General features: G+C 71.4%; 16 protein-coding genes and 2 pseudogenes. 5 read left to right on the top strand and 13 right to left on the bottom strand.

Going from position 1 to position 23,179, the window contains the following annotated elements:
• Nucleotides 1-32 precede the first annotated feature (32 nt).
• Both N5875_RS09315 and N5875_RS09320 read right to left on the bottom strand, forming a co-directional pair.
• Nucleotides 33-1,007, bottom strand: coding sequence for a 2-oxoglutarate and iron-dependent oxygenase domain-containing protein (locus N5875_RS09315; protein ID WP_318207432.1), 975 nt, complete (start codon nucleotides 1,005-1,007; stop codon nucleotides 33-35).
• A gap of 161 nt (nucleotides 1,008-1,168) precedes the next feature.
• Nucleotides 1,169-1,604: pseudogene (locus tag N5875_RS09320) on the bottom strand (PfkB family carbohydrate kinase); the annotation flags it as partial.
• An 821-nt stretch (nucleotides 1,605-2,425) separates the two neighbouring features.
• On the opposite strand from N5875_RS09320, the pseudogene cimA reads away from it, so the two are divergent.
• A pseudogene (gene cimA, locus N5875_RS09325) lies at nucleotides 2,426-3,988 on the top strand (citramalate synthase); the annotation flags it as partial.
• A gap of 296 nt (nucleotides 3,989-4,284) precedes the next feature.
• On the opposite strand, the gene N5875_RS09330 reads toward cimA, so the two are convergent.
• The 7 genes from N5875_RS09330 to N5875_RS09360 all read right to left on the bottom strand — a co-directional run bounded on the left by N5875_RS09330 (nucleotide 4,285) and on the right by N5875_RS09360 (nucleotide 13,303).
• Nucleotides 4,285-4,413 carry a hypothetical protein gene (locus N5875_RS09330; protein WP_338492930.1) on the bottom strand — a complete coding sequence of 43 codons (129 nt, stop codon included), beginning with the start codon at nucleotides 4,411-4,413 and terminating at the stop codon, nucleotides 4,285-4,287.
• Between the two features lie 179 nt (nucleotides 4,414-4,592).
• Complete coding sequence (locus N5875_RS09335) at nucleotides 4,593-4,937, bottom strand: hypothetical protein (protein ID WP_338492932.1); 345 nt, start codon at nucleotides 4,935-4,937, stop codon at nucleotides 4,593-4,595.
• A 98-nt stretch (nucleotides 4,938-5,035) separates the two neighbouring features.
• Nucleotides 5,036-7,417 (bottom strand): SpoIIE family protein phosphatase, encoded by a 2,382-nt coding sequence (locus N5875_RS09340; RefSeq protein ID WP_338492934.1) that lies wholly within the window; start codon nucleotides 7,415-7,417, stop codon nucleotides 5,036-5,038.
• A 169-nt stretch (nucleotides 7,418-7,586) separates the two neighbouring features.
• Nucleotides 7,587-8,819: an ornithine--oxo-acid transaminase gene (rocD, locus tag N5875_RS09345; RefSeq protein ID WP_338492936.1), complete on the bottom strand. Its 1,233-nt coding sequence runs from the start codon at nucleotides 8,817-8,819 to the stop codon at nucleotides 7,587-7,589.
• Nucleotides 8,816-9,631 carry a dimethylargininase gene (ddaH, locus tag N5875_RS09350; RefSeq protein WP_338492938.1) on the bottom strand — a complete coding sequence of 272 codons (816 nt, stop codon included), beginning with the start codon at nucleotides 9,629-9,631 and terminating at the stop codon, nucleotides 8,816-8,818. The genes rocD and ddaH overlap by 4 nt, the downstream gene beginning before the upstream one ends.
• 158 nt (nucleotides 9,632-9,789) lie before the next feature.
• Nucleotides 9,790-10,269 carry an Lrp/AsnC family transcriptional regulator gene (locus tag N5875_RS09355; RefSeq protein WP_318207437.1) on the bottom strand — a complete coding sequence of 160 codons (480 nt, stop codon included), beginning with the start codon at nucleotides 10,267-10,269 and terminating at the stop codon, nucleotides 9,790-9,792.
• 364 nt (nucleotides 10,270-10,633) lie between these two features.
• Nucleotides 10,634-13,303 carry a LuxR family transcriptional regulator gene (locus N5875_RS09360; RefSeq protein WP_338492940.1) on the bottom strand — a complete coding sequence of 890 codons (2,670 nt, stop codon included), beginning with the start codon at nucleotides 13,301-13,303 and terminating at the stop codon, nucleotides 10,634-10,636.
• A gap of 183 nt (nucleotides 13,304-13,486) precedes the next feature.
• Here N5875_RS09360 and N5875_RS09365 point away from each other — a divergent pair, with 183 nt between their 5' ends.
• From N5875_RS09365 to N5875_RS09375, 3 genes are all read left to right on the top strand, one after another.
• Nucleotides 13,487-13,966: an ATP-binding protein gene (locus tag N5875_RS09365; RefSeq protein WP_318207931.1), complete on the top strand. Its 480-nt coding sequence runs from the start codon at nucleotides 13,487-13,489 to the stop codon at nucleotides 13,964-13,966.
• A gap of 775 nt (nucleotides 13,967-14,741) precedes the next feature.
• A complete protein-coding gene (locus N5875_RS09370) occupies nucleotides 14,742-16,499 on the top strand; it encodes a S8 family serine peptidase (RefSeq protein ID WP_338499124.1) in 1,758 nt (585 codons plus the stop codon).
• Between the two features lie 172 nt (nucleotides 16,500-16,671).
• Nucleotides 16,672-17,043 carry a hypothetical protein gene (locus tag N5875_RS09375; RefSeq protein ID WP_318207439.1) on the top strand — a complete coding sequence of 124 codons (372 nt, stop codon included), beginning with the start codon at nucleotides 16,672-16,674 and terminating at the stop codon, nucleotides 17,041-17,043.
• A gap of 97 nt (nucleotides 17,044-17,140) precedes the next feature.
• Here the strand turns inward: N5875_RS09375 and N5875_RS09380 are convergent, their stop codons facing one another.
• From N5875_RS09380 to N5875_RS09390, 3 genes are all read right to left on the bottom strand, one after another.
• Entirely contained in the window at nucleotides 17,141-17,971 is an 831-nt protein-coding gene (locus N5875_RS09380) for an SDR family oxidoreductase (protein WP_338492943.1), read from the bottom strand.
• Complete coding sequence (locus N5875_RS09385; protein ID WP_338492945.1) at nucleotides 17,968-19,098, bottom strand: hypothetical protein; 1,131 nt, start codon at nucleotides 19,096-19,098, stop codon at nucleotides 17,968-17,970. Before N5875_RS09385 ends, N5875_RS09380 begins: the two co-directional genes overlap by 4 nt.
• Nucleotides 19,099-19,200: 102 nt before the next feature.
• Nucleotides 19,201-20,214, bottom strand: coding sequence for an AraC family transcriptional regulator (locus tag N5875_RS09390; RefSeq protein WP_338492948.1), 1,014 nt, complete (start codon nucleotides 20,212-20,214; stop codon nucleotides 19,201-19,203).
• 467 nt (nucleotides 20,215-20,681) lie between these two features.
• Between N5875_RS09390 and N5875_RS09395 the strand changes: the two genes are divergently transcribed.
• The gene (locus tag N5875_RS09395; protein ID WP_338492950.1) at nucleotides 20,682-21,026 is read left to right on the top strand and encodes a Tn3 family transposase; all 345 of its coding nucleotides are present in this window, start codon (nucleotides 20,682-20,684) and stop codon (nucleotides 21,024-21,026) included.
• 632 nt (nucleotides 21,027-21,658) lie between these two features.
• Here the strand turns inward: N5875_RS09395 and N5875_RS09400 are convergent.
• Nucleotides 21,659-23,056 (bottom strand): aminotransferase class III-fold pyridoxal phosphate-dependent enzyme, encoded by a 1,398-nt coding sequence (locus N5875_RS09400; RefSeq protein WP_338492953.1) that lies wholly within the window; start codon nucleotides 23,054-23,056, stop codon nucleotides 21,659-21,661.
• Nucleotides 23,057-23,179: the final 123 nt, after the last annotated feature.

The raw sequence follows: 23,179 nt of genomic DNA on the forward strand, positions 1-23,179 counted from the left end.
ATGGATGTGGTGATGTGCGCCCGGAGTTCGGGCTAGTGCTTCGCCTTCGGGGCGATGGAGGCGAGCCTCGATCGCAGGTACTCGTGCGAGAGGACCGACGGGAAGGCGGTGCGGCCGACGGGCGGCTCCATCGACTCGATGAGAGCGTTGTGATTCGTCTCGTAGAAGTAGACGAGCGAGATCAGGTCGTCCCCGGGAGCGCTCGCCTGCGGAGGCAGGACACGGTGCCGGGTCGCGTGCCAGCGGTCGCCGGTCCAGCGGGCGAGGAGGTCGCCGATGTTCACCGTCAGGGCGTCGGGGTGGTACGGCGCGTCCACCCAGGTGCCCTCGGAGGTGTAGACCTGAAGGCCGCCGGGGCCGGGCTCGCGGTCGAGCACGGTGATGGTGCCGAAGTCGGTGTGCGGCGCGACGTTGAACTGCCCGGGCGCCGGCGGCCGGGCGGGGTCCACCGGCGGGTAGCGGTTGAAGTTGAATCCGTACGTGGGGTGGTCGAGGTACGGCGCGAAGAAGTCCGCGCCGAGTCCGAGGGCGACCGCGCACAGCGACATCAGCTCGTCGGACAGCGCGTGCATGCGCTCGATGTACTCACTGACCACGGGGCGCATCCCCGGCACCTCGGCGGGCCAGGTGTTCGGCCGGAACCAGCGGGCGTCGACGGCCTCGTCGCCGGTCGCCCGGTCGGCGCCGAAGGAGAAGGACTCCTTCAGGTCGGGCGCCATCGTGGCGGTCCCCTCGTACCCCTCGGCCTCGGCGAACCGGGGCGCGATCCAGCCACGGCCGCCGAAGGCGATGGAGGAGCGCCCCTTCACGTCGGCCGGCAGCTTGAAGAACTCCCGCGCCACCGCCCGCGTCTCCTCCCGCAGTCCCACGGGCACCCGGTGCCCGGTGACCAGCAGAATCCCCGACGTCCGCAGAGCCTCGTCGACCTGCTCCGCGACCTTGGACCGCTCCCCGCTGTCACCTTCGAACCAGGGCGTGAGGTCGATGACGGGAAAGATTTCGGGCATAGGTGAGTCCTTCTTGTCTGAGGTACGGTTCCGATCGCCGCCAGTCTGCATCGAGCCAAATTGCCTAAACATCCTCTGAGTTGACAGTCCGTAAGCAAACGGACGAGCCGCCCCACCTCGGCTGTCGGGAAGGGTGGCCCCACACCCCGCCGACGCGTCCTTCAGTTCGGTGAGCGTCGTACGACCGGTTCGGCGGCCGTCGCCAGGGTGGGTTCGTCCGCCCGGGGCGGGTTCGCGCCCGCGACGGAGCATGTGAGGGCCGCGACGCGGGCGGCGTGGGAGCACGCGTCCGTGACGTCCTCGAGGGCGATCCGGTCGAGTCGCCCGCCCAGGTGCCCCCGGGCCGCCAGGCGGTGGAGCGGGCCGGCGGTGAAGGAATCCCCCGGCGCCGACGGTGTCCATGACGGTGACCGGCGGGGCCGGGACGGTGACGCGCTCGCCGTCCGGGGACGCGAGGGCACCGCGCCCTCCGAGGGTGATGACGACGAGGCGGGCGCCCGCGGCGTGCCGGCTTTCGCAGGCGTCCGCGAGGCCGGCACCGGGGGCGAGGAGGGCACAGTCGTCTTCGCTGAGGCGGAGGATGTCCGCGGTCGCGCAGGTGACTGTCTGCCTCTCAGGGAGGGCGCGGGGCTCTCGCCCCGCGCCACGGAACGCAGCCGACGTGCGCCGTACGGGCGTGAGCCGACGTGCGCCGTACGGGCGTGAGCCGACGTGTGCCGTACGGGCGTGAGCCGCTGCGGTGGACGGGGGAATCAGGCGCCCTGTGTTCCCCGGCCCGCCGGCTGGGCTTCCCGGCAGCTGTCGTCCGGGGCCAGGTTCCAGGCCGCGACGGCGAACGCGCTGCTTCCCGCTCCTGTCGTACGTGCCTGTAGCCGCCAGGGCCCGTCGGTGGACGGGTGGAACCGCGGGGTCAGGGCCTGCGCGTCTCGCCGGATCCGATGCCTGAAGGGTTGTTGAAGGTGCCTTCGAAGACACCACCGTTGCCCTGGGCGATGTAGCCGGGGATGGTGGGCGTCGCCGCCGAGCCGAGGTTGACCAGGTCAGTCCTTCTGTCACGTGGCGTGTCGCACGCACTCGCGCACGCCGTGCCCCACGAGAACCGGTGCCCAGGTGCAACGCCTCAGCGACCGGCGCCGCCGTACCCGGTCTCCAGCGCCCGGTCCTCACGAGCGTGTTCCAGACTCTGAGATCGCTGTTCTGACTCCGAGACCGATGTGTGAGAATCCGTGCGTGCTGTACCAGCTCATTATCAGCGGCAGCGTGCCGGCAATGACGTGACCCGGAAGAGACCCTTCCCGGCCGCTCACCGCCCGCACGCAGACCTCTCGCGCTCCGCGAGGGGTCTTTTTGTTTTCCGCCACCAGCGACTCGCCACCGTGCCCCACGGCTCACCAGCCCGGCAGACAGGACCGCCCGACATGCTTGACGACAGTTTCCATGTCTTCGACACGACGCTGCGCGACGGGGCGCAGCGTGAAGGCATCAACCTCACCGTCGCGGACAAGCTGACCATCGCCCGGCACCTCGACGAGTTCGGCGTGGGCTTCATCGAGGGTGGCTGGCCGGGCGCCAACCCGCGCGACACGGAGTTCTTCGCCCGCGCCCGCCAGGAGATCGCGTTCAGGAACGCGCAGCTCGTGGCCTTCGGTGCCACCCGCAGGCCGGGCGGCGACGCCGCCGTCGACCCGCAGGTCAAGGCCCTCCTGGACTCCGGCGCCCCGGTCGTCACGCTCGTCGCCAAGTCGCACGACCGGCACGTCGAGCTGGCCCTGCGCACCACCCTCGACGAGAACCTGGAGATGGTCCGCGACACCGTCTCCCACCTGGTCTCCCAGGGCCGCCGCGTCTTCGTCGACTGCGAGCACTTCTTCGACGGCTACAAGGCCAACCCCGACTACGCCAAGGCCGTCGTCCGCGCCGCGTACGAGGCCGGCGCCGATGTCGTCATCCTGTGCGACACCAACGGCGGCATGCTCCCCGCCCAGATCCAGGCCGTCGTCGCCACCGTCCTCGCCGACACCGGCGCCCGCCTCGGCATCCACGCCCAGGACGACACCGGCTGCGCCGTCGCCAACACCCTCGCCGCCGTCGACGCCGGCGCCACCCACGTCCAGTGCACCGCCAACGGCTACGGCGAGCGGGTCGGCAACGCCAACCTCTTCCCCGTCGTCGCGGCCCTGGAACTCAAGTACGGCAAGAAGGTGCTGCCCGACGGCGCCCTCGCCGAGATGACCCGGATCTCGCACGCCATCGCCGAGGTCGTCAACCTCACCCCCTCCACCCACCAGCCGTACGTCGGCGTCTCCGCCTTCGCGCACAAGGCCGGGCTCCACGCCTCCGCGATCAAGGTCGACCCCGACCTCTACCAGCACATCGACCCCGAGCTCGTCGGCAACACCATGCGGATGCTCGTCTCCGACATGGCCGGCCGGGCCTCCATCGAGCTCAAGGGCAAGGAACTCGGCGTCGACCTGGGCGACGACCGCGCGCTCGTGGCCCGGGTCGTCGAGCGGGTCAAGGAGCGCGAGCTCCAGGGCTACACCTACGAGGCCGCCGACGCCTCCTTCGAGCTGCTCCTGCGGGAGGAGGCCGAGGGCCGGGCCCGCCGCTACTTCCGCACCGAGTCCTGGCGCGCGATCGTCGAGGACCGCCCCGACGGCACCCACGCCAACGAGGCCACCGTGAAGCTCTGGGCCAAGGGCGAGCGGATCGTCGCCACCGCCGAGGGCAACGGCCCCGTCAACGCCCTCGACCGCGCGATGCGCCTCGCCCTGGAACGGATCTACCCGCAGCTCGCCAAGTTCGAGCTGGTCGACTACAAGGTCCGCATCCTGGAAGGCCGCCACGGCACCGAGTCCACCACCCGCGTCCTGATCACCACCAGCGACGGCAACGGCGAGTGGTCGACGGTCGGCGTCGGCGAGAACGTCATCGCCGCCTCCTGCGAAGCGCTCCAGGAATCCTTCACGTACGGCCTCCTGCACAGCGCGGCACGCCGTGCCGCCGACGCGGAGGAGAACAGGACCGACGCCACGCTGGTGGTCACCCTGACCGACACCCCTGGTGCTCTGCGCCGGGTGACCGCCTCGCTCGGAACCATCCCCGTCACCGAACTGACGTACGGGTCTACACTTGCGTCGCGGGGCACGGCGCGAATCACGCTTCCGTGGAAGTCCGCCGACCGTGCGCGCAACAAGCTCAACCGTCTGGTGGAGGTCCTCGCGGTCACCGACGCCGCCCCTTGATCGCACTCCTGCCGGTCGCCATGGTGTACCTGTCATTCCCGCCGGCTGATCCGGACCAGCAGAAGAGCGACGTCGTCGTCGGGTGCGGGAGCGAGCAGGGCCACCACCTTTCGGGAGAGGCCGTCCAGCGGCAGCGCCGAGCTGTCGCTCAGCACTGTCACGGAGCCGGTTCAGACGCTCGTCGAGGTCCGCGTCGCGGGTCTCCACGAGACCGTCGGTGTACAGGGCGAGGTGTCCCAGCAGGCTGCGCTGCAAGGTCACGGTGTGTCGTGTTCGCGTGTGTAGAGGCGGGCGTTGTCGAGGTAGACGGCGGCCCGGGACGCGATGTCGCGGGCGAGTGTCACGTCGTCGGGCGACGGCCGGGGAAGGCGGGAAAGGTTCGCTCGTTCATCTGGGCGACCAGGAAGGGGTCGCCACGTGCCATGGCCCGCGCGTACGGGGCGTCCGCCGAATGGTGGAGAGTCGCACCCGGCGGAGCGAGGACCTGCTCCGCCGGCGAGCCCTGTGTCGGTGCCTTGCCCAGCCGCCGGACGACGATGTCGCCCGTCAGGCCGTCGGCGGGCTCCGCGGCGGCGTCGTCGGCGATCTCCGCCAACAGGTCCACGGTGGCGAGGTCGGCGAGCCCGTGAAGCGCCACGTCGGCCAGTTCCTGCGCGGTCTGCCGCATGTCCAGTGAGGTGGACATCCGGGCACCGGCCTCGCTGAGCAGCGATGCGGCCCGACCCGGCCACCCGCACCCCTGCCACCAGCGGGGCGTCCGGTCCCGGCAGGCCCGACAGTCGCTCAGTCCCTGCCAGGGACCTGCTCCGCGACGATGGCCTGTTCCGTCCAGATCGTCTTCCCGGAGGCGTCGTAGCGGCTGCCCCAGCGGCTCGTGACCTGGGCGACGAGGAAGAGTCCACGGCCGCCCTCGTCGTCGTTGTGGGCACGGCGCAGCCGGGGCTGGCTCTCGCTGGAGTCCGTCACCTCGCACACGAGTACGGCGTCGCGCACCAGGCGCAGCCCGATGTGGCCCGTGGCGTAGCGGATGGCGTTGGTGACGAGTTCACTGACGACCAGCTCGGTGGCGAAGATGTTCTCGTGCAGTCCCCAGGCGGTCAGTTGGGCGACGGCGACCTCACGGGCCTCCGCGACGGCGGCGGGATCGGGCGGGAAGCGCCAGTCGGCGACGGAGTCGTCGGGAACGGCACGGGTGCGGGCGAGCAACAGGGTGATGTCGTCCATCCGCTCGGGCGCCTGCCGCGCCTGCTCCACGAGTACCTCACCGATCCGTCGCAGCGGGCGTCCTGGACGGCAGGCCGCGCGCAGTCGGGCCGCGTACTCGCCCTCGGGGTCGGCCGGCGGTCTCCGCGGGTCGCGCTGTGCCCCGCGCGCGGTGTCGAGGAGGCCGTCGCTGTACATCGTCAGGACGCTGCCCTCGGGCAGGGGGACATCCGTGACCTCGAAGGGCACCCCGCCGACGCCCAGAGGAGGCCCGGGCCGCACATCGATCACGTGGGTGGTGCCGTCGGGGTGGACGGCGACGGGTGGCGGGTGGCCGGCGCTGGCGAGGCGGCACAGCCGGGTGACCGGGTCGTAGACGGCGTAGAGGACGGAGGCGCCCAGGGTGTCGGGGTGGGCGGACTCCGCGGCCATGCGCTGGACCAGGTCGTCGAGCCGGACCAGCAGTTCGTCGGGAGCCAGGTCCAGGTCGGCGAGTGTCTGCACGGCGGTACGCAGCCGGGCCATGGTGGTGCTGGCCTCCAGGCCGTGCCCGATGACATCGCCGACCACCAGGGCGGTACGCAGCGAGGACAGGGCGATCACGTCGAACCAGTCGCCGCCCACGCCGACCTCGCCCCGGGGAGGCAGGTAGATGCCGGCGGTCTCGGCTGCCGCGGTGCTGGAGGACACGGGAGGGAGCAGGCTTCTCTGGAGCGTCTCGGCCACCCGGTGCTCACGGGTGTAGCGGCGGGCGTTGTCGATGCCGAGTGCCGCCCTGGTGATGATCTCCTTGAGGAGTTTGGCGTCGTGGCCGGTGAAGGCGTACTGCCGTCGCGTCCGGAACACCTGCACGTAGCCGAGCACACGGCCCCGGGCGACGAGTGCCGCGCCGATGGACGCGTGCATGTCACGCGGAATCATGCGGGCCGCCTGCGGGACGTCGCCCAGGAAGCCCAGATAGTCCCGCCGGTCGTTGGTGACGAGGACCGTACCCCGCTCCAGCTCGCGGAAGCCCGGTTGGTCGGGGACGGCCGGCAGGATCTCGCCGACCTGGACCAGGTCGACGGGCCAGGCCCCGTGGGCGTGGCCGGCGGCGATGCGGCGGAAGTCGCCGCGCAGCCCGTGGACGCGGAGCGGTGGCTCGGCGCCCTGCAGGGTCGCCTCGGAGATCTCCACCGCGGCCAGATCGCCCAGCGCGGGGACCAGCGTGTCCACCAGTCCCTCCGCCGTGCGGCGGATGTCCAGGGCGTCACCGGCGCGGGAGGCCTTGTACACCAGGTTGAGCCGGCGACCGGACTCGTACCGGGCGGTCACGTCCACCAGGGAAGTGAAGGCTCCGCTGATGTCCCCGCGCCAGTCGTACAGAGGGGCCGCGGTCAGCGAGTAGATCGCGTCCGGTAGGCCCGGCTGGGCCGCGCGCAGTACGCCCGCCGCGCCCACCACCGGGCGTCCGGTCTCCATCACCTGGCGCAGCAGATCCGCACCCGTACCGTCGCCGTCCACGACGGGCATGTCGCACAGCGGGTCACGGTCGCCCTCGCGGACACGGCGGGACCGCCGGACAGCGGGACTGCACTGTCGCAGCCGCAGATCAAGGCCGTGAACGGCAACCTGCCAGGCGTCCTGAGTCAGCACCGTCCGGGCCACCGAGGTGAGGTCACCCCACGCCGCGAGGACCTTCGCGGGCAGCCCCAACGCGAGGACGGCCGAGCCGCTCAGCGGCAGCAGCCTGACCCAGACATCCACGCGTTCGCCGTCGTCGCGCCGCAGCGCCAGAACGCGCCCGCCAGGTGCCCCGGCGGGCGCGTTCCCGCCGGGGCGTCGATGCGCCACCAGCACCCGGGCAGGCCGTCCGATGACATCGACGTCGGCATACCCCAGGAGTTCCGCGGCTTCCCGTGTCCACGCGGTGAGGACACCCGACCCGTCGATGACGGCGGCGACCGCACCATCCAACGGCACGGGAGGGACGCGTGAAGCCGGTCGGGGCATACCCATCTGACCACCCGGACTCTGTCGGACTGACGGCTTCAGTCTCGGATACGCGTATCTCCCCGGCAAGCGGGACGCGTCATCACGATCACGCGACGTGACGCGGCACCCGGGAATCGGCGCGTGGCTGCGTCGGCCGTCAGCCGGCCAGCACGTTCTCCAGGGCGTCGAGGGCGAGGAGGAGGTCGTCCTCCTCGATACACAGGGGCGGCGCGATGCGGATCGTGGAGCCGTGCGTGTCCTTCACCAGGACGCCCGCTGCCAGCAGGCGCTCGCTCACCTCACGCCCGGTGCCGACGCGGGGGTCGATGTCGACACCGGCCCACAGGCCGCGTGAGCGGAATTCCACCACGCCGTGGCCCACGAGGGCGGCGAGCCGGGCGGACAGGATCTGCCCCAGCTGCTTGGCGCGCTGCTGATATTCACCCGTCTCCAGGAGGCCGAGGACAGCGGAGCCCACAGCCGCGGCAAGGGGATTGCCGCCGAAGGTGGAACCGTGGCTGCCCGGACCGAGTACCCGCATGACGTCGGCGCGGCCCACCACCGCGGACACCGGCACGATGCCGCCGCCCAGGGCCTTGCCGAGAAGCAGCAGGTCCGGGAGGACCGACTCGTGGTCGACGGCGAGGGTCGCGCCGGTGCGGCCGAGGCCGGACTGGATCTCATCGGCGATGAACAGGGTGCCGGTGCGCCGTGTCAGCTCCCGGAGGCCCGCGAGGTAGCCGTCGTCGGGGATCAGCACGCCGGCCTCGCCCTGGATCGGCTCGATCAGGACTGCGGCGGTGTTCTCGCCGATCGCGGCCTCGATCGCGGACAGGTCGTTGTAGGGCACTGTCGTGAAACCGGGGGTGAACGGCTCGAAGCCGGTGCGTGCCACCGCGTCGTCGGAGAAGCTGATGATGGTGGTGGTGCGGCCGTGGAAGTTTCCGGCGGCCACGATGATCTCGGCTCGGCCGGGAGCCGCGCCCTTGACGTCGTAGGCCCACTTCCGGGCGATCTTGAGCGCGCTCTCGACGGCCTCGGCGCCGGTGTTCATCGGCAGGGTCATGTCGAGACCGGTGAGGGCGGCGAGGGACTCCGCGAATCCGGCGAGGCGGTCGTTGTGGAAGGCGCGGGAGGTCAGGGTGACGCGGTCCAGCTGGCGGTGGGCGGCGTCGAGCAGCACGGGGTGGCCGTGCCCGAAGTTGAGCGCCGAGTAGCCGGCCAGCAGGTCCAGGTAGCGGCGGCCCTCCACGTCCTCGACCCAGGAGCCTTCGGCCTTGGCCACCACCACCGGAAGCGGATGGTAGTTGTGCGCCAGCTTCTCCTCCTCCAGGGCGATGAGTTCGGCGGAGGAGCTGGCCGCGGCGGGCCTCTGCGAGGTGACGGTCATGCGGTACGTACCTCCTGGGTGCAGCACTTGGCGCTGCCGCCGGACTTGTGGAACTCGGAGAGATCGACAGGAACCGGTTCGAAACCGCGGGCCGCGAGCTGGGCGATGAGGCCGGTGGCCCCGGGCGGGACGATCACGTGCCGACCGTCGGAGACGGAGTTGAGCCCGAAGGCGAGCGCGTCCTCACGGTCTGCGAGGATCGCGTCCGGATAGAGCCGCTGAAGCACCTCGCGGCTGCCGGGAGAGAACGCGCCGGGGTAGTAGGCGACGTTCTCGTCGTCGAGGGCGAACAGCGCGGTGTCCAGGTGGTAGAAGTACGGGTCCACCAGGCGCAGGGTGATCGTGGGGACGCCCAGGTACTCCTGTGCCTCCTGGTGAGCGGCCGCGCTGGTCCGGAAGCCCGTTCCGGCGAGCAGGAATCTCCCCACCGGCACCAGGTCGCCCTCCCCCTCGCAGACGGACTCCGGTTCCCGGACGTCGAACCCCGCGGTCTTGAACCACGCGTGGTGCGCGACGCTCTCCGGTCGGCGTTCCGCTGCGTGGAACCGGGAGCCGAGCACCCGGCCGTCGACCATGACGGCGCCGTTCGCGGCGAACACCATGTCCGGCAGATCGGGCAGGGGCTCCAGCGTCTCGACGGCGTGGCCGAGCGACCGGTACGTGTCGACCAGGCTCTGCCACTGGGCCAGGGCCCGGGCGTGGTCGACCGGGGTGTCGGCGCTCATCCAGGGGTTGATGGCGTATCGCACGTCGAAGAAGCGGGGTTCGCACATGAGGTAGCGACGTGGTCGCGCGGTCGGCGTGGACGGCACGGACTTCCTTTCAAGGGGAGCGGCAGGGGTGTGCTCAGCGTAGAAAGGGAGCCTGACCTCCGACAACGCCCGCCGATTGCGCGTATGCGCAGGAGTTTTGCGTCTGACGGGCCTGCCGCGGCGTTTCTTTTCGCGTCACTCGTCGGCCCGCGGGCCACTCAGGGAGACGCCGAAGCGCCGGCGTCGGGGGAACCGGGCAGCAGGTGAGTGAGGACGATGACGCTGTTCGTGCGCCGCACGAACGTCTCCGCCCGGATGCGCTCCAGCACCTCTTCGAAGTGTTCGATGTCCGCTGCTCGGATGTGCAGGAGGGCGTCGGCGCCTCCGGTCACCGTCATGGCGGCGACCACCTCCGGGTAGGCGCGGGCGACCTCCGCGAGCCGCCGGGGCGGAGCCGCGCTCTCGCAGAAGACCTCGACGTAAGCCTCGGTACGCCACCCGAGGGCGGACGGCCGTACGACGGCGGTGTAGCCCGTGATCACCTCCGCCTCACGCATCCGGTCGACGCGGCGTTTGACGGCGGCGGGGGAAAGGCCGATCTCCTGACCGATCTCCACGAAGCTGCGCCGGGCGTTGGCCACGAGGGCCGAGAGGATCCGGCGATCGAGATCGTCGAGTGATGGGGGCGGCTGGGCCATACGTCGTCTTCCTCCGTTTCCACTGGTTCGCGCGGTCGGCTCCGCGGTGCGCCGAGCGCGTCCGGCGATCCCGACATGAGCCTGACCCATGCGGGAGTCCGCCGCGCGAAACAGCGGTGGCGGATGCAGTGCGCGGGCGCGGAACGGGCCGAAGCCGTGCGCACGGCCGGACCTCGCGCGCTCGGGCCATCATGGTGGCCGGGCCCGTTGCGGCGCCGCAGGGGGTTTGTGCGGCGCCGCCCGGAAGGATCATGCCGCGACGGGAAGACCCGGGCCTATCCGGACCCGATCACCTACGGATACTCATCTATTCCCTTCTTCCCTCTGGGCAGCGGCACGGAAGGCCGCCCCCACGCATGCGCACTCACTCCTCCGCATCACCCCGGCCGACGGCCGCCAGCCCTTTGCGCGAGTGCGCGCCGGTCTTGCGCATGGCCCGGGCGACATGCTGTTCGACGGTGCGCGGTGAGAGGTGCAGGGCGGCGGCGATGTCCCGGTTCGTCATGCCCGCGCCGGCGAGCTCGGCGACCTCCGCCTCGCGCGGGGACAGGAGATCTCCGTAGCCGGGCCGCCCGGGCGCACGCCGCTCCTCCAGGGGGCGGTGTCCGCGCAGGTCAGCACGGGTGCGGGCCGCGTCCCAGGCAGCGCCGAGCCCCTCGAAACGGTCGGCGCAGTCAGCGAGGGCGGCGATCGCCTCGGGGGCGTCTTCGCCGGAGGCGAGCGCGCAGCGGGCGGCCGCGGTCGCGGTGAGCGCCGCGTGGTACGGGCAGGGCAGGGTGGTGTACGCGGCCGTGGCCTTCTCGTACCGCTGGACGGCGGCGGTCAGGTCGCCTGTGTACTCGGCGAGGACACCGTAGGTCCAGTCCAGGGCCGCGGACGCGGAAGGGGCGTCACGGCCGGTGAGTCCGGCCGCGAACTCCTCGGTCATCTCGCGGGCCGCCGCAGAGGCGCCGACTCGGGCAATGGCCTCGACGGCCCAGGGGGCGAGTTCGGCTCCCCAGGCCCAGACGCCTTTGGAGCGCAGCCGCCGCCAGGCGGCCGCGGCCTGGGCGGCGGCAGGTTCGGTCTCCTCACGGGCGAGGGCGAGCCGGATCAGGGCACCGGAAGCGGCGGCGGAGAGGGGGACGGGGCCGTCGTCGAGGTCGAGGGCGTCAGGCCCGACAAGGTGTTCGGTGAGGTCGGCCCATTCGCCTCGGGCGAGGGCCAGCAGGCCGAGGACGATGCGGGCGTCGGAGGCGATGTACGGCATGCCGCCTGCCTCGTCGACGAGGGCGCGGGCTCGCTCGGGGAGCCCGGCCCATCGGCCGGTGGCCCAGTCCAGGACGAGGGTGCAGCCGCGGCCGGTCTGCTCGGCGTAGGAGGCTCCGCTGCGGGCGGCGAGGGCGATGCCTTCGTCGAGCAGGGTGCGGGACTGCTCGTAGTGGCCGAGCCAGGCGGCGGCGTCGGCGGCGTTGCACAGGCCGCGGGCGGCCTGCTGGCGGCAGGCGACGAGATCGCTGTCCCGAGGCAGTCGGTCGATGAGAGACCAGGCGGCCGGATCGCCGATGTTGAGCAGCACGCTGACCTGGTTGGCGGCCACCGCCGCCTGCGCCACGGGGTCACCGGATTCGGTGGCCACGGCGAGGGCGCGTTCCATCCAGCCGATGTTGTCGGCGAGCGGTATCCCCGGCCAGTACGGCATGGCCAGAGCGGACATGGCACGGGCCAGCGGCACCGGCTGAGCCGCCAGATCGCCGACGGCACGGACGAGTTCGGCCTGACCCTCGCGGACCCTGCCCATCTGGTTGCACAGGAGCAGGCCGAGGTCGAGCCGGATCTCCCCCCGGACACCCGGAGCGAGGCCGGGGTCGGCGACGATGTGCTGGAGGACGTCCCTCGTCTGCTCCGAGTGCAGCCCGATGACGGCGCTGCGGGCGAGCATGACAGCCAGCCGGGAGCGGGCGTGCGGCGGCACCGGACCGTTGGCCAGGGAGGACTCCAGCAGCCGGACGGCGCGCTCGACCTCGCCGGTGTCGGCGTACTGCTCGGCGGCGCGCTCCACGGCACGCAGCCATCCGCGATCGTCACCGCAGGCCCGGCGGTGGCAGGCCACGGCCTCCCAGGGAACCGGCTGCCGCCGGGCGAGAAGCTCCGCCGCCCGCCGGTGCAGCGCCTCGCGTACGGGACCGGGGACTGCACGGCGGACGGCGATGGCCTCAAGGGGCGCGGCGAAGCCGTACCGGCCGTCGCCGTGTTCGTGCAGTGCGGCGCCGTGCAGCGCGGCGAGCAGAGCGTCGTGGCCGGTGTCCTCGGGCAGGCCGGCGACGGCGGCAAGTTCACGGGCGGTCGCGGGCCGCTCCAGGATCGCGGCGGCGAGGACCACCCGGCGGAGTGGTTCGGGGACGGCCGTGGTGCGCCGCAGGACGAGCGTGGCGAGCCGGGGCGGTGTGCCGACCGCTTCCAGGTCTTCGACGCGTGGCGGCATGCCGAGACGCCCGGCCCCGTGGGCGACCATCAGGTCGAGCAGATCGGCGACGGTCTGGGCGTTGCCGCCGGAGGCACGGTGCAGGGCTGCGGCGACATCGGCGGGACATCGCTCCGCGTCCAGCGCGGCGGCGGCCAGTCGCCCGACGGCGGCGACGTCGAACGGGCCCAGCGTGTGCCGGACGACCGTCAGCCCGGCCGGGAAGTCGGTGTCCGGTCCGAGGACCAGGCCCGGCTCGATCAGCTCCTCGGGGCGGTAGGTGAGCACGCAGGCGAGCCCGGCGGGCCGGGCCGCCAGCAGCTCACGCAGCGCGGCGGTGTCGCTGTCAGCTGCCCTGTGGACGTCCTCAACGGCGAGCAAAAGGGGACCGGCGGGTTGCTGTCCTTCGGTGGCGGCGGGGACAGTCGTCCGTGCGGGCACCGGCAGCGCGGTGAGCAGCCGGGTCAGCAAGCTGCTCTTGCCGGTACCGGCGGCGCCTTCGATCAGCAGCAGGACCGGCCGGACCTCGGTGTCCTCGGTGAGCGGGCGGGACAGTAGACGTATCAGCTCGGTATCCGCCAGTTCAGGCATGGTCGTCACCCTGTGGCCCCTGCATCCCTTTTGTTTGCGTATCCGTACTTCAGTCTCTCCTGATTGCGGCTCCCCTGTGTGGCGGGGAGCGTGGGGCGGGTCAAGCCCTCCTGGCCCGTCGGGCCGACGGGGGCCGCCGCCGGCCCCACCGGCTGCCCAGGCAGGAGTCCTGTGGTGAATGAGATGACGTACCCGAGCCCCCTCACGGCACCCCGGAAGGCAACCGAGCCGACGCCGCGACGCCTTCCCGTCGAGGAAGTGCCGCCCTGCACCGGCCGCCTGCTGGCCGCGGTGACGGTGCCCGCGCTTCCGGCGTCCGTGCCACTGCTGCGAACCGTTACGCGCAGGGTGGTCGGCGGCTGCCGACTGCCGGAAGGGGTCGACGAGGCGGTCACGCTGATCGTGACCGAGCTCGCCACCAACGCGGTCCTGCACAGCGGCGGCGCCGAGGTGTCCGTGTTCCTCGAGGTCGGCAACGCGGCGGTGATCGTGCGAGTGCGCGACGACGGACAGTGGCAGGAACGCCACACTCCGCGACGTGAGGCCGCAGACGTGGACACGACCTTCGGGCGCGGCCTGGACCTGGTCGACGCGTACGCGCTCGAGTCGTCCATCGCGCGGACCGCCACCGGCACAACAGTGAGGGCCGTCGTCGCGTTCTAGCGGCACCCGTTCCCACAGCGAGTGTTCGCCGCCGCATCGACGACCGCCGCTCCCGCCCCACTGCGGCCGGGCTTGAGCAGTCGGACCCACGCGCCTCCTTGCACTGTCCCGTTGCCGAAGCGGCCGGATCCCCCGCCGGCACAGGCCGCCCGCACGGGGGCTTCGACTGCGCCCTGCACGCACACGGCGTGGGCCCTCCACGAGAAGCGGCCAACCTGCTGACGCGCGGGTAACGTACACGCCGCCTGCGACGTGCGAACAGCCCTGCCCGCTGTGCGTATTGATCGATCTGGGCTTCAGACCGTGATCGACGACATGAACGTGCGTGAACCAGGCGGGGCATGACACCGGACGGGTTAATCACGTATCCGTAGCGGAACGCACCCGGATAGGCGTCCGGCCGGTTCCAGCCATAGGTTCCTGCCATCCGGTCGGCCGGTCCGCTCCCGCAACGGGGGACGTGCGGACAGCCGACCGGTGCACCGCGCGGCTGAAGGGAGTCGCGTGCGGCGCGCTCAGCCCACCAGGCCACGGCGACCGCACCATGCCTCCCCAAGTATTCGGACCCGAGCGCACCCCACGCCGACGAGGCTCACGGCCCGGGGCTCCCTTCACCCGCCGCGCGGCCGGCCGCCGCACCAACCCCCACTTCTCCTGTTCGCGGCCACAGGAGCCGGTTTGTCATGCACTGACCATGAATGCATGGATTCGTGCTGCCGGGTCGAACCCCTGGAAAGGCCACGCCTTGAACGGCTACAGACGCATTCGCATATCCCTGCTCGCGGCGACCGCCACCGCGCTCCTCGCCGCCGGCACCGCCACCTCCGCCGCCGCGCCCTCCCCGGCCGCCTCTGGCGCCACGCCGTCCACCGCTGCCGATCAGGCGCCCGTGGAGCGCCTGATCGTCGGCTACAAGTCGGCGGCCACGGAGGCCACGTCCGACTCCGCGGCGTCCAAGGACGCCGAGGCGAAGGGCAAGAAGGCCGGAGAGCGCCTCGGCTTCGAGCGCCGCCTGGGCACCGGCGCGGCGCTGGTCGACCTCGGCGGCGAGCTCGGCACGAAGGACTCGGAGGACGTCATGGCGGCCTTCCGGGCCGACCCGGACGTCGCCTACGTCGTACCTGACCGGCGGATGTACGCGGCCGCCGTCAGCCCCGACGACTCCCAGTACTACCGCCAGTGGGACCTGTTCGAGGCCACCGCAGGCATGAACGTCCCCGGCGCCTGGGACAAGGCGACCGGCTCGGGCGTCAACGTCGCGGTCATCGACACCGGCTACGTCAACCACTCCGACCTCGCCGCCAACGTGATCGCCGGGTACGACTTCATCTCCGACCCGTGGATGGCCAACGACGGCGGAGGCCGTGACAGCAACGCCGCCGACCCGGGCGACTGGCTGTACTCCGGCGACTGCGGCACCGACTCGAGCGGCAACCCGGTTCCGTACAACGACACGAACAACTCCTGGCACGGCACGCACGTCGCCGGGACGATCGCCGCGAGCACGAACAACAGCAAGGGCATCGCCGGCATCGCGTACGACGCGACGATCCAGCCGGTCCGCGTGCTCGGCAAGTGCGGCGGCACGACGGCCGACATCATGGACGGCATCACCTGGGCGTCCGGCGGCTACGTCCCGGGCGTGCCGGCCAACCCGAACCCCGCCGACGTCATCAACATGAGCCTCGGCGGCAGCGGGGCCTGCGACTCCGGCACCCAGAGCGCCATCAACGCCGCCGTGAACCGCGGCAGCACCATCGTCGTCGCGGCGGGCAACAGCAACATGAACGCGGCGAACTTCAATCCGGCCAACTGCTCCGGCGTCATCACGGTCGCCGCCTCCGACCGCGAGGGCAACCGGGCCTCCTACTCCAACTACGGCACGATCGTCGACATCACCGCCCCCGGCGGCGAGACCGGCGCGAGCTCCGCGAACGGCATCTGGTCCACGCTCAACACCGGCACCCGCAGCGTCGGCAGCGAGACCTACAGCGCCTACCAGGGCACCAGCATGGCCGCCCCGCACATCGCCGGCCTCGCCGCGCTGATGAAGCAGGCGACGCCGTCCATGACGCCGGGACAGATCGAGGCCGCGATCAAGAGCAACGCACGCCCCCTGCCCGGCTACTGCTCCGGCGGCTGCGGCGCGGGCCTCGCCGACGCGACGGCCACCCTCGGTACGCCGAGCGGCAACACGTTCACCAACTCGGCGAACTACACCATCTCCGACAACGCCACGGTCGAATCCCCCCTCACGGTCACCGGCATCACCGGATACGCCCCGACCGACCTCAAGATCGCCGTCGACATCAAGCACACGTACCGCGGCGACCTGAAGATCGAGAGCGTCGCCCCGAACGGCCTCGCCATGGTCCTGAAGAACACGAGCTCCGGCGACAGCGCCGACAACGTCATCACCACCTACACCGTCGACGCCTCCAACGTCCCCGCGAGCGGCACCTGGAAACTGCGCGTCACCGACCTCTACACCGGCGACACCGGCTACATCGACTCCTGGAGCCTGACCTTCTGACGGCCCGCGCCCCGTCCCGCCCAAGGGCCCGCCGATGCCGAGGCCGGCATCGGCGGGCTCCGCCGTCGCCGACCTGCGGGGCGTGACGGGGCGGGGGGCTCCCGGAGCACACTTACCCGCCAGTAGGGTCTGCTTGCGCCCTTCCCGTCGTTCCCCGCCTGAAGGAGTTCCGATGCCCACGCCCGCCCGCTCCGCACTCGCGTTGGCCGCGCTGCTCGCCTCCGCGGGCGCCGCGCATTTCATCGCCCCGAAGCAGTTCGACGCCATCGTGCCGCGCGCGCTGCCCGGCCGCCCCCGGACGTGGACCGCCGTGAGCGGTGCGGTCGAGCTGGGCCTGGCCGCGGGGCTCGTCGTTCCCGCGACACGCCGGACGAGTGCCCGCGCCGCCGCCGCCTTCTTCGCGGCGGTGTTCCCGGCCAACGTGAAGATGGCCTACGACTGGCGTCATCGCCCGGCTTCCGCCCGGGCCGTCGCCTACGCACGGCTTCCCTTGCAGATCCCGCTGATCCTCTGGGCACGCGGCGCCGCTCGCGACGACCGGTGACGGCGTACCCGCTCGACGAGCGGTGAGCGCGAACTCGCTCGACGAGCGGTGAGCGAGCCGCGGAGAACGGCGATACCTGCCCGGCCCTTCGCGTCTCCTACCGTGGCCCTCCGGTCTTCAGCAGCTTCCCCTGGGCGCGGCGGCCCTGTGCGACCGCGAGGGGGACTGCGCGCAGGGCCAGTCGGGGCAGCGCGTCGGCGATCCGCGCCTGCAGTCCTCGCCACCTGGGGATCGTGGTGACCGGCCTCGGCCGGTCGAGCACGGTCGCCACGGCGGCGACGACCTCCTCGGGCCGCAGAAGCTTGCCGGAGAAGGACAGGGCCGAGGCGGGGTCGTCGAGTTTGTCGTGGAGCATCGGAGTCCAGATGCCGTCCGGACACACGCACGAGATGTCGATGTCCTTGACGCCCGCGAGGCGGAGATCGGCGAGCGTGCTCAGGCTGAATCCTATCGCCGCGTGCTTCGACGCCGCGTACACCGCCTCGCCCGGAACGAGCGTGATACCGGCGAGGGAGACGGTGTTCACGATGTGCCCGCCACCGCGGCCACGCATGGCGTCGATCGCCGCCACGGTGCCGTTGACGGTTCCCAGGGCGTTGACCTCCAGCATCAGCCGACGGGTGTCGGGGCTCTGTTCCCAGGCGGGCCCGGTCACCAGGACGCCGGCGTTGTTCACCCACACGTCGAGGCGGCCGGTACGGCCGAGGATGCGGTCACGGGCCCCTTCGACCGCGGCGTGGTCGCGCACGTCGAGGGCTCGCGCTTCGGCGCGTTCGCCGAGTTCTGCGGCGGTCGCCTGGGCGGCCGTCTCGTCGAGGTCGGTGACCAGCACCGTGTAGCCGCGTTCCACAAGCAGCCGGGCGATCAGCCGGCCCAGCCCACGCCCGGCGCCGGTGACGACGGCGCCCGCGGGTGTGCGCGGGCTCATCGGAGGCCCGCCGTGATCCGGCCGTAGGCGATCCCGCCGTGGACGTAGGTGGGCACGACCGGCCAGAAGCGCTTCCACGGCGCGAGTTCGGTCGAGGGCAGGATCTGCAGCCACCTCGGGTCGCGCCGGCAGGGGTCGGCCAGCGTCTTCTCCTTGACCATGGAGTCGTACTGGTCCAGGGAGTCCTCAAGGGTGTTGGCGTTGGGGACGATCTCCCGGCCGAATTCGCGGTGGTACTTCCGGATGCCGGGGATCCTGGAGAGCTCGGGCTGCCAGTTGTCGAGGGAGATGCCGTTCTCCGAGGACACCCAGACGCCGTCCGGGGTGTTGATCACGAGCGAGTGGTTGCCGTCGGTGTGTCCGGGCGTCCACAGCAGGGCGATGCCCGGGCCGAGCTCGATGTCGCCGTCGAAGGTGACGCACTTGTCCGGGTCCACGCCGTCGAGTCCGCCGTCGACGTACCAGGCCCACTGCATCGGGTGCAGCGACTGCAAGGTGGCCAGCTCACGGCTGTGCACCAGCATCCGCGCGCCGCCGAACAGCGGCCGACGTGGCGCGGTCTCCCCGTCGATGACCTTCGACGATCCGAGGATCATCCGCGGGTCCTGCACGTGCAGGTGGTCGAAGGTGCAGAAGTCGATGTCGTCGGCGCTCAGGCCGACCTTGGCCAGGACGTCGCCGGGTTCGTTGTAGTACTTCAGCACGACCTTCTCGGCGAGCCGGCCGCCGGGAATCCTGTCCATGAGCCGCCGCAGGTTGCGGTAGAACGGCGCCTCGGCCGAGCCGTCCGGGACAGTGGGCTCGAAGACGAGTGTCCGGGGCCGGCCGTTCCAGTCGTCGTACTGCACCACGATCATCCGGTTGATCATCGATATCAGCGGCAGCGTCGGTACCGAGACCGCTCCGTGAAAGGCGTACGCGACCGGGTACGGTGCCGCCGCGATGTCCACGGACTTCACCGCCCGGACCTGTCCCTGCGCCTTGAACCGTCCCTTGTACGCCGCGGCCGCCGCGCGGACCGCACGCAGCCGGTCCCCTCGCGGCCACACCTCGTGGACTCCGTCGAACTCGGGGACCGGGCGGGCTCCGATGCCGGCCAGGTGGTCGGCCGATCGGCTGTGCTGCACGATGCATCGCTCCTCGTCGTCCGCGGCACTCAGGCCCGTCAGCATGGCCCTCGGCACCCACGGAAACTTGTTCTCGCGCGACAGACCTCCGAGGGCTCCGGATCAGGAGCCGCCCGTCCTGCGCAGATCGCGGGGGGTGACTCCGTACCATCGGCGCACGGCATGGGTGAGAGACGACTGCTCCGTGAATCCCATCAGGGCGGCGACCTGCCCGAACGGCAGATTGGTGCACGTGATCCACCGATGCGCCGCCTCACGACGCACATCGTTCAGGATCGCCTCGAAGGAGGTCCCCTCTTCGGCCAGTCGGCGCTGGAGGGTGCGGGGGTGGGCGGCCAGCAGCCGGGCGGCGTTCGCCACGCTGGGCGTGGCCGTCCCGAGCGTCTCGGCCAGGGCGAGCCTGACCTTGGTGGACGCGGACTCGCCCGGCTCACGGTAGTCACGGCTCAGATGCTCGACGGCGATCCGCCGGATCGCCTCGTCCGCGCCGGCGAAACGCTCGTCGAGGACGCGCCGCTCGACGCAGAGGGCCCCCGCCGGGGAGCCGAACCGCACGTCCGCGCCGAAGAAGTCGAGGTACCTGCGCACCGGGGAGACCGGCGCGTGCGGCAGCTCGACCGAGCGCAGGCCGCTGAGTCCGCCGAGGAGCAGGGCGGCGACCCGCTGGAACAGGCCCAGGCCCAACTCCATGGCCTGCGACGAGTACAGCGACTCGCGCAGGTCCTTGCGGTAGGTCAGCGCGACCACCCCGCGGCGGCCTCGTGGGTCGGGCCCGACGGCGACGCTCAGTGCGGGACTGTGCACGAACATGAACCGCGACGCGCAGTCCAGCGCCTCGGCGACCGTCGAGGAGGACTCGATCGCGACGGTCAACGGCCCCAGGACGGTCAGGTCCTGGCGCTCGGCCAGCCGCAGCCCGAAGTCACGGCATGCCAGCCGCTCCGCCGCCGCGTCCAGCATCCGGTCATGAGCCGTGATGGACACGAGCCCGTCCTCGGACTCCAGCACCTGACGCGGAATACCGAACCGGGCGAGCAGCGCGTCGACGTCACCGCCCAGCTCCTGGACCAAAGGCGCGAAGCCACGCAGGCTGGCGGCACGGATCATGGGCCCCATTCACAGCATGGTAGACAGCCAGTCGAAGGCCGGACGGGAGATGACTTCCCCGGCTCGGACCGCCAGGCTGCCCCGAGCGGGGTGGACGGCGATCGCTGAACCTCATCGGACCCGGCCTCGTTACGTGCGGATGCCTTGAGGCGACCGGGAACGCGCCCCTGGCCTGACACGCCGGAGGGCCCAGGACACCACCCCTTCAGGGCCGAGGTCGCGCGCACGTCGCGGTCGTTGTGCGGCTCCCCGCGGCGGAAGCCCCCGGGGATTCGGTCGCAGGGCTGAGGGTCGGTCGCCGCCGTTCCCGTCCCGGGCCCAGGAGCGCCGTCAGGTGCGCCTGAAGCCCTGCCTGTGGTCGGGCTCCGCCCAGAACTTGTCCGGGAACCGGGCGACGATGCCCTTGGCCAGGATGTCGTCCTGCATCACCGGCCACCGGGACCGCGCCGGCCGCCTAGGCCGGAGTGCCGCAGGCGGTGAGGAGTGTCGCGCACGGCTGCAACGTCTGCTGCACCCCGGCGATCGGCGGGGCCGACGCGCTGAAGTACGGGCGGCTGTCCCACATCGACCAGACGTATCTGCGGCCCGCGACGTACCGGGCCGCGAACGCCACCCTGATCGGCCACCAGGCGTCCATCGGGCTGGCGCAGGCGTGGGGCGGCGGCCTGGTCGCCTCGGCCCACGGAATGCGGTTCGTCGGCCCGGTCCCCTCGGTGTACGCGCGGCCGAACCCGAAGCACTTCGGGCGCCGGGGCGGGGCAACCGTCCGTGCGTCAAACGTGCGTCACGCGCGTCAGATATGTGCCAAATATCGCACGTAACGCACGTAACGCACGTAACGCACACTCAACAAAATCGCAGGTCAGCGCCCCTTCTCGGCAGGCTCCAGGATCGCCACGCACTCGACACGATGCGTCACAAGAAACAGGTCTACACAAAACATGTCGAAGAAAACTGCAGGTCGGCGGCGCGCGGGCCGCGAAACGGACACAAGATCAATGTGCATTATGTGCATGACGGGCGCTACGTGCGACCTCTGACGCATGTCCGAAGGGCAGCTGGGGCACCACGCAGCCGAGAATCGCGCAGTTTGGCGTTCCCGAATGCCCTTTGCGTCACGGCTGGCAACGACACCGACTACCCGCCCGGCAACGGCTCCAGCAGTGGTGGATCCGTCCTTCTGACCGCTGGCATCCTGCGAGCGATCCGTGAGTGGTCGACACGCGTGGCGCTTCCGCGCAGCGGCAGATCGAGCGCTACAACCGGGACGAGCTGATCGCCGACTTCGACGAGGCAAACGGCCCCACCGCCCCGGGGCGGCTGCCGCCGAGCAGGCCAGGCTGCCCGGTGGCAATCCATCCGATGCCGGCGCGACCGCCCGAGCGGCGCGCTTGCTGTCCGGTCTGAAGTCCACCGGGCTGCACGCGGTCATCGACGCCGGGTGGCTCGATGGTCAGCGGGCGTGGAGGAAATAGCGGTCCGCGTCAGTCAGGGCCTGCCCGAGCAGATCGACGATGTGGTCGAGTTCGTCGCGGGTGGCGATCAGGGGTGGTGCGATCTGCACGACCGGGTCGCCGCGGCCGTCCGCGCGGGCCAGGAGTCCGAGGGCACGCATGCGTGCGGGAAGGAACTGCTTGACGAGTTCGTTCTGGCGGTCGGTGGTGAAGCGTCGGCCGTCCGCTCCGGCGACGAGCTCGAGCGCCCAGAAGAAGCCGTCGCCGCGTACGTCGCCCACGATGCTCAGTTCGGTCAGTTCGGCGAGCCGCTGGTGGAGGTGACCGGTCAGGCCGCGGACGTTGTCCAGGACGCCGTCTCGTTCGAAGATGTCGAGGTTGGTCAGGGCGGTGGCGGTGGCGACCGGATGCCCGGCGAAGGTGAGCCCGTGCAGGAGGGTCACGCCGTCGTTGAAGAAGGGCGCGGAGACCTTGTCGGACACCAGGACGGCGCCGAGCGTGGCGTAGGAGGAGGTGAGGCCCTTGGCTGTGGTGATCATGTCTGGGACCGCACCGTACTTGGTCACGGCGAAGTATTCGCCGATGCGGCCGAAACCGGTGATGACCTCGTCCGCGACCAAGAGGAAGCCGTACTTGTCCGCCATCGCCCGTAGCCCCGCCCAGTAGCCCGCCGGAGGCGTGAGGCAGCCTCCGGAGTTCTGCACGGGTTCGGCGATGAGCATGGCCACGTTCTCCGGGCCGGCCTCCAGCACCGCCGCTTCGGTTTCGGCCAGCAGCCGCCGGGTGAAGGCGTCCTCGTCGGTGTCGGTCGTGCGGTAGCGGTTGGTGTTGGGTGCGTGGGCGACCTCGAAGGCCGGCTCGCCGAAGGGTTCCTTGAGCGCCGGGATTCCCGTGAGTGCGAGGGCGCCCATGGTCAGGCCGTGGTAGGCGGTGCGGCGGGCGATGGCTTTGGTGCGCTGGGGCTGGCCCTGGGCGACGTGGTACATGCGGGCGAGCTTCCACGCGGACTCCACGGACTCCGAGCCGCCGGAGGTGAAGAACACGCGGTTGATGCCGTCGGGTGCCAGAGCGGCAAGTCGCTCGGCCAGCTCGATGGCGGCGGGGTGCGCGGTGTTCCACAGGGTGCTGAACGGCAGGCGGTTGAGTTGCTGTTCGGCCGTCTTGGCGAACTCGGGGCCGTAGGAGTAGCCGAGCTGTGCGCAGAACAGGGCGGACAGGCCGTCGATATAGCGGGTTCCGGTCGCGTCGTAGACGTAGACGCCGTCGGCCCGGTCGGGCAGGAACATTCCCTGACCGTTGCGCAGGTTTGCGTGTTGGCCGAAGTGCAGGAGCAGGTGCTTGCCGGCTGCTTCGCGCAGCCGGTCGGCGTCGTGTGTGGTGGCGGGGTGGTCGGGCACGGTGTTCTCCGGGGAGGTCGGCGGGCACATGGGGGGGCAGACGGCAGGCCCGGCGGAGCGAGTGGGCGGCCCCGGGCGCGCAAGAGGCGGCCGCGTTTCGTAAGTAGTTGCCGGCCGCTGGAG

It is taken from the genome of Streptomyces sp. SJL17-4 (assembly GCF_036826855.1).
GTDB lineage: Bacteria > Actinomycetota > Actinomycetes > Streptomycetales > Streptomycetaceae > Streptomyces.

Bases quoted from the DNA above. Each gene is read 5' to 3' on its own strand.
- N5875_RS09315 (WP_318207432.1), bottom strand. From the start codon at position 1,007: ATGCCCGAAATCTTTCCCGTCATCGACCTCACGCCCTGGTTCGAAGGT.
- N5875_RS09335 (WP_338492932.1), bottom strand. From the start codon at position 4,937: ATGTCCACCTCACTGGACATGCGGCAGACCGCGCAGGAACTGGCCGAC.
- rocD (WP_338492936.1), bottom strand. From the start codon at position 8,819: ATGACCGTCACCTCGCAGAGGCCCGCCGCGGCCAGCTCCTCCGCCGAA.
- N5875_RS09355 (WP_318207437.1), bottom strand. From the start codon at position 10,269: ATGGCCCAGCCGCCCCCATCACTCGACGATCTCGATCGCCGGATCCTC.
- N5875_RS09360 (WP_338492940.1), bottom strand. From the start codon at position 13,303: ATGCCTGAACTGGCGGATACCGAGCTGATACGTCTACTGTCCCGCCCG.
- N5875_RS09365 (WP_318207931.1), top strand. From the start codon at position 13,487: ATGACGTACCCGAGCCCCCTCACGGCACCCCGGAAGGCAACCGAGCCG.
- N5875_RS09375 (WP_318207439.1), top strand. From the start codon at position 16,672: ATGCCCACGCCCGCCCGCTCCGCACTCGCGTTGGCCGCGCTGCTCGCC.
- N5875_RS09380 (WP_338492943.1), bottom strand. From the start codon at position 17,971: ATGAGCCCGCGCACACCCGCGGGCGCCGTCGTCACCGGCGCCGGGCGT.
- N5875_RS09390 (WP_338492948.1), bottom strand. From the start codon at position 20,214: ATGGGGCCCATGATCCGTGCCGCCAGCCTGCGTGGCTTCGCGCCTTTG.